Source organism: Plesiocystis pacifica SIR-1 (assembly GCF_000170895.1).
Taxonomy (GTDB): domain Bacteria; phylum Myxococcota_A; class Polyangia; order Nannocystales; family Nannocystaceae; genus Plesiocystis; species Plesiocystis pacifica.
The window spans coordinates 1-5,974 of the sequence record NZ_ABCS01000207.1 but is presented as its reverse complement, the minus strand read 5'-3'; the positions used below and the strand labels follow the sequence as shown (position 1 = coordinate 5,974).

General features: G+C 70.8%; 6 protein-coding genes. 3 read left to right on the top strand and 3 right to left on the bottom strand.

Features of this window, described 5'->3' with window-relative positions:
- The 3 genes from PPSIR1_RS41070 to PPSIR1_RS41060 all read right to left on the bottom strand — a co-directional run.
- Positions 1-893 (bottom strand): fatty acid desaturase family protein (locus tag PPSIR1_RS41070; RefSeq protein ID WP_045117768.1); only part of this gene is annotated, 893 nt, incomplete at its 3' end.
- Between the two features lie 109 nt (positions 894-1,002).
- Positions 1,003-1,614 (bottom strand): class I SAM-dependent methyltransferase, encoded by a 612-nt coding sequence (locus tag PPSIR1_RS41065; protein WP_006977256.1) that lies wholly within the window; start codon positions 1,612-1,614, stop codon positions 1,003-1,005.
- Entirely contained in the window at positions 1,611-2,831 is a 1,221-nt protein-coding gene (locus PPSIR1_RS41060) for a glycosyltransferase family 2 protein (RefSeq protein ID WP_006977255.1), read from the bottom strand. Before PPSIR1_RS41060 ends, PPSIR1_RS41065 begins: the two co-directional genes overlap by 4 nt.
- A 250-nt stretch (positions 2,832-3,081) precedes the next feature.
- Between PPSIR1_RS41060 and PPSIR1_RS41055 the strand changes: the two genes are divergently transcribed.
- From PPSIR1_RS41055 to PPSIR1_RS48985, 3 genes are all read left to right on the top strand, one after another.
- Positions 3,082-4,044: a calcium/sodium antiporter gene (locus tag PPSIR1_RS41055; RefSeq protein WP_006977254.1), complete on the top strand. Its 963-nt coding sequence runs from the start codon at positions 3,082-3,084 to the stop codon at positions 4,042-4,044.
- A gap of 77 nt (positions 4,045-4,121) precedes the next feature.
- A complete protein-coding gene (locus PPSIR1_RS41050; RefSeq protein ID WP_157596529.1) occupies positions 4,122-5,261 on the top strand; it encodes an FIST signal transduction protein in 1,140 nt (379 codons plus the stop codon).
- A 22-nt stretch (positions 5,262-5,283) separates the two neighbouring features.
- Positions 5,284-5,974, top strand: a 691-nt coding sequence (locus PPSIR1_RS48985; protein WP_232296644.1) for an STAS domain-containing protein, incomplete at its 3' end; no start/stop codon positions are given.

The window sequence follows — 5,974 nt, the reverse complement described above, 5'->3', positions numbered from 1 at the left end:
AGCAGGCGGTGCAGCGCGGGCAGCTGGTGGGCCGGGACCGTCGGCAGCAGGTGGTGCTCGAGGTGGTAGTTGACCCCGTGGGGCGCCACGGTGAGCTTGGCGAGCAGGTTGGCCCGGGTGGTGCGGGTGTTGAGGAAGGGGTTCTCGCTGGGCGAGGTGCAGGCGTGCTCGGCGATGGAGCGCATGCGGATGAAGGCGCTGAAGCTGGTGAGGTAGGCCCCGAACCACAGCAGCCAGACCCAGCCGGCCCCGAGGGCGTAGGCGAGGGCCCACAGGGCCACGTTGAAGGCGACGAAGGGCAGGGTGTGGCGGGCGAGGCCTGCGGCCATGGTGGCCGGGGTGCGCTCGCTGGGGTCGGCCCTCTCCACCGGGGGCGCGACGCTGTACTCGATGATGCCCAGGTCCATGAGCAGCTGGCCGAACATGCGGCGCAGGCCCGTGAGGCCGACGGCGTCCCGGGCGAATTTGCGGACCAGCGAGGCCGGGGTCACGGGGAAGGGCGCGCTCAGGGCCCGGTCCGGGTCGGCCTCGGTGTTGGTCCGCGCGTGGTGCCGGCGGTGGTGCAGCCGGTAGCCCTCGAGGCGCTGCCAGATGGGCACGCCGCCCATCCAGTAGCCGACGAAGTCGTTGATCCAGCGCGTGCGGAACAGGCTGCGGTGCGCCGCCTCGTGCATGAGGATGGCGAGGCCGAGCTGGCGACCGCCGAGGATCAGCACGGACGCGAGGATGACCGCGGGGTGGGGGACGAGAGCCGGGATCACGAGGGCGGCGACGATCAGGCCCCAGGTCGTGAAGGTGGCCAGGAAGCCGTGAAGATCGGACGCGCGGGTGAGCGCCTTGATCTCCTGTGGCGAGAGCAAGTCCGTGGCTCGGCGCGGTACGTCTTCCACCATGGAACCATGTTAGCAGGTTCCACAGAGCCACTGAGAGGCAATTGCGATGTGCGTCACAGCTGCCGGTTGGCCGGCATTGGAGCGGCTTCGTGGTCCGCGCCGCGGCGTGTCAGCTGCGCTTGCGGGCGAGCAGCATGGTCCACGGAAACACGCCGGGCTGCTCGACGATCTCGAAGCGCGAGCCGATGAACTCGGCGAAGCCGCGGCGGCTCCAATGGTTGACGTGGTCGATGTCGTTGCCCCAGCGCGTGATGTTCTTGCCGCGCATGAAGTTGAGGGCGCAGAACACCGGCTCCCAGGGCACGCTGACCAGGATCCACTCGGTGCTGAGCTCGTCGATGATCGGCAGCATCTGCTCGGGCTCGGGGATGTGCTCGAGGACCTCGAGCATCATGACCATGTCGAAGCGGCGCCCGTCGGCGGCGAGCTTGCGGGCGTCCTCGTGCTCGATGGTGGCCCGCGAGCCGAGCCGCGCCTGGGCCTTGCCCACGGCGCGCTCGTCGAGCTCCACGCCGGTCAGCTCGGCCTGGACGCCGCCTCGCACGAAGGCGTCGAGGACGTAGCCCTCGCCGCAGCCGAGCTCGAGGATGGAGCCCGGCTTGGCGCGGTTGACCATGGCGATGGCCTTGGCGTGGAAGTTGTCGATCAGCCCGCGCTGGATCGGGTTGTTGCTCTCGTGCTTCTTTTGATTCGAGCTGCGCTCGTCGACGGGGGCGTTCATGACGGCTCCTGTGCTCCGTCTCGGGCGCCGCTGTGCGAGGCGCCAGCGTCGTCTTTGGACAATAGGGGGTTGTCCGCGCGGGTCACCGCCGAGGGATCGACGGTCGGGCCGTCCTCGCTGGTGGTCACGGAGTCCGGGTCGGGCGCGGGGGCCTCGGCCGCCTCTCGCTCGGGGGCCGGGTCAGCGGCAGGGGCGGGCGCCGAGCCGGGCAGGGGCTTGCCGTCCGCGGCGGCGATCTTGCGGGCGCGCTCGGCCGGCGACATGGCCGAGTAAATCTCGCGCGAGGTCACCGTGGTGCGCACGAGCAGCTCGCCCAGGAGGCCGAAGCACAGAAACTGCAGGCCGGTGATGGTCAGCAGCACGCCCAGGGTCAGCAGCGGGCGCGTGCCGATGGGCTGGTCGAGGGACCACAGGACGGTCAGGTAGACGAGCAGGCCGACGCCCGTGGCCGCGAGGGCGCTGCCGGGGAGGCCGAAGAAGTGCAGCGGGCGGGTGCGGTACTTGGTGACCAGCAGCACCGTCATCAGGTCGAGGATGCCGTCGAAGAAGCGCTTGACGCCGAACTTGCTGACGCCGTGCTTGCGCGCCCGGTGGTTGACGACGATCTGCTCGATGCGAAAGCCGTTGGCCCCGGCGAGCACCGGCATGAAGCGGTGGAAGCCGCCGTAGACCGAGAGCTCGCGGATGCACTCGATGCGGTAGGCCTTGAAGCCGCAGTTGAAGTCGCGCAGGGGGATGCCGCTGAGCTTGCGGACCATCCAGTTGAAGACCTTGGACGGGAAGGTCTTGCCGAAGGGGTCGTGGCGGCGCTTCTTCCAGCCCGAGACCAGGTCGGCGCCCGCGTCGATGCGCTCGACGAAGTCGGGGATCATCGCCGGGTCGTCCTGGAGGTCCGCGTCGAGGGTGAACACGATGTCGCCGATGACCCGCTCGAAGGCGGCGGCGAGGGCCGGGGACTTGCCGAAGTTGCGCCGGAAGTGGATGACGTGGACCCGGTGGTCCCGGCCCGCGAGCTCGTCGAGCTTGCGGTCCGAGCCGTCGCGGCTGCCGTCGTTGACGAAGATCAGCTCGTGGCCTCGGCCGACGCGATCGCAGGCCGCGGTGATGCCCTGGTAGAGCTCCTCGAGGGACTCGACCTCGTCAAACACGGGGATCACGATGGACAGCCCGGGCCGTCCGTCCCGAGGCGCGTGCCTGCGCTGCTGCGTCGCGCTCATCCGCCGGTGGATAGCATGTCGACGGCGCCGTGACAGGGGGGAGGGGGAGATGAGTCGCCCGCGCGCTGCAGGGTGCGGAAGCTCTCGGCTTCGTGGCCTCAGTCCCTAGCGAACGGCATTCAAGGACAACCCTGGCTCCATGCCCATCGTCCGAACTGGCGCGCGCGTGGGCGCACCGATCGGACTCGCGCCTCGCCGCGTGGCCCCTCGCAACACCCCTCGGGGCCCGCGTGACGTATGCTGCGCCCCCGTGGGTCTCGCCCTTGCAGCCCTCGCCGTCGTCCTCGGTCTCGCCGGGCTCGTATTCGGTGCCGACCGCTTCGTATTCGGGGCGTCCACCCTGGCGCGGCGCATGGGCGTGTCGCCGCTGCTGGTCGGCATGCTGATCGTCGGCCTCGGGACCTCGGCCCCGGAGATGCTGGTCTCGGCCATGGCGGCCCTCGACGGCAGCGGCGGCATCGCCCTGGGCAACGCGGTCGGCAGCAACATCACCAACATCGGCCTGGTGCTGGGTGTCAGCGCGCTGATCAAGCCGATCCGCCTTCACCGCGACGTGGTCCGCCGGGAGATCCCGGTGGTCTTGCTGATCACCTTCGGCGTGGTGCTGCTGCTCGTCGACTGGCAGCTGCGCCCGGTCGACGGCGCGATCTTGGTGGCGACGCTGATCCTCTTTTTGGTCCGGGCGATCCGGAGCGGGCGCGACAGCGAGGAGGTCGAGGACGAGGCCGAGCCCACGGCGGGCTACGGCCGCGCGACCTTGTGGTTGCTCGTGGGTCTGGCCTTGCTCATGGGCAGCTCGCGCGGCGTGGTCTGGGGCGCCTCGGAGATCGCCTCGACCCTCGGGGTCAGCGACCTCGTCATCGGCCTGACCGTGGTCGCGATCGGCACGAGCCTCCCGGAGCTCGCGGCCTCGGTGGCCTCGGCCCTGCGGGGCGAGGACGCCATGGCGATCGGCAACGTGCTCGGCTCGAACGTGTTCAACCTCCTCGCCGTGCTGCCCTTCCCGGCCTTCCTCGACCCGGGCGAGATCGACCACTCCCTGCTGATCCGCGACTACCCCGTGATGGGCTCGCTGACGGTCTTGCTGGTGATCCTGGCCCTCGCCTCCGGCCGCAAGGAGGGCTCCGAGCCCCGCCTCGGTCGCAGGGTCGGCGCGGTGTTCTTGACCTGCTACCTGACCTACGTCGGCGTGCTGGTCGCGATGTCGCTGTGAAGCGATCCTAGGGGCACTGGTCGCCGGTCGATGTTCGCTATCATCGCTCGGTGATTGTTGCCCGTAGCGTGTCCATCGTGCATGACGACCCCGCGGAGGCGGGGCTCGAGGTCGCTGAAGAGCTGCTCGAGGCCCTCGGCGCGGAGCCGCAGCTGCTGCTCGCCTTCGTGTCGACGCGGATGGATCCGGCGCCAGCCCTGGCGGCGCTCAACCGCGAGCTCCCGGGGGCGAAGGTCGTGGGCTGCTCGAGCTACGCCGAGATCAACTCGGAGGAGGCGCTCTCGGGCTCGCTGACGGTCATGGGCCTGCGCTTGGAGGGCGTGGCCTTCGAGACCTTCTCGCACACCGACGTCGCCAGCGGCCCCTTCGAGGCGGGGGCCGCCTTCGCCCGCAAGGTCGAGGGCTTCGAGCCCTCGCTGTTGATGGTGTTCCCGGACGGGCTGGCCTACAACGGCACCCGCCTGCTCCAGGGCATGCAGAGCGTGCTCGGCGAGCGCTTCCCCATCGTCGGGGGCCTCGCGGCCGACGACGCGAAGTTCGAGCAGACCCACCAGCTGCACGACGCGCGCTGCCTCACCGGCGCGGTGGTCGGGGTCGCGCTGCGCGGAGACATCCGGGTTGCGACGGCGGCCCGGGCGGGCTGGCGGCCGGTCGGGGCGACGCGCACGGTGACCAAGGTCGACGGCGGCAACGTCCTGCTCGAGCTCGACGGCCAGCCGGCGCTGCCGATCCTGCGCGGCTACATCGGCGAGCGCTGGTCCGAGATGCCCATGGTCGGCGTCGAGTTCCCGCTGGGGGTGGTCGGGGGCCAGCTCGGCCACCAGCGCCTCGAGGAGCGCGAGGACATCGTCCTGCTCCGAGCGATCAAGGCCGTCGACGAGGAGCGCCAGGCCATCGTGTTCGGGGGGGACATCCCCGAGGGGGCCCGGGTGCGGCTGTCCCGGGCCACCAAGGACGACGTGATCGCCGGCGCCGACGCGGCCTGCGAGGCGGCCCTGGCCGAGCTCCCCGACCCCTCCATCGCGCTCTTCTTCGACTGCATGGCCCGCAAGGTCGTCCTCGGCCCGCGCTACAAGGACGAGGTCGAGGGCTCCATGGCGCGCCTGGGCCCGGAGGTGGCGAAGGTCGGCTTCCACACCTTTGGGGAGCTCTCGCCCGTCAACGGCGTGACGATGCACCACGACGAGACCTTCACCCTCGCGCTCATCAAGGGCTGATCGCGAGTAGAGTCGAGACGCCGTGGGCTGTGAATCTCAGTGTGTGCTCGAGTCTGAAGCCGGCGCGGCCCTCGAGCTCGGCGCCCTGCTCAGGCAGGTGCGGCGGTGTCGTGGCTGCCCCCACGCGGACAGCGAAGATCCGCTGGTCGCCAGCTTGGTCGCCCGTCTGGCCGAGTCGGCCCGGGCGCTGCGCCGCCTCGAGGCCGAGCGGCGCAAGCTGGCCCAGGAGCGCGAGGAGGCCCTCGACGAGGCCAAGCGCTACTACGATCGCATGGACAAGCTCGAGCGCTTGCAGCGGGTCAGCTCCGAGGAGATCGAGGCGGCGCTGCTCGAGGAGCGCGAGCGGGTGCGGGCGCAGGAGGGGGAGATCGCGGCCCTGTCCGCGCCGCTGATCACGATCTCGCCGGGGGTCATCGCCCTGCCCATCGTCGGCTCCCTCGGGGAGACGCGGGCGCGGATCTTGACCGAGCGCCTGCTCGAGGAGGTGTCTCGCGCTCGCGTGCGCGTGCCGATCATCGATCTCACCGGCGTCCGCGAGATCGACGCGGTCTCTGTCGAGCACCTGCTGCGCATGGTCGGGGCCCTGCGCCTGCTCGGCGCGCGCCCGGTCTTGACGGGGGTCACGCCCACCTTGGCGCGGGCCTTCACGGGGCTGGGCGTCGACCTGGGCGAGGTGGTGACCCTGCGCAGCGTGCAGCAAGCCCTCGAGCGGG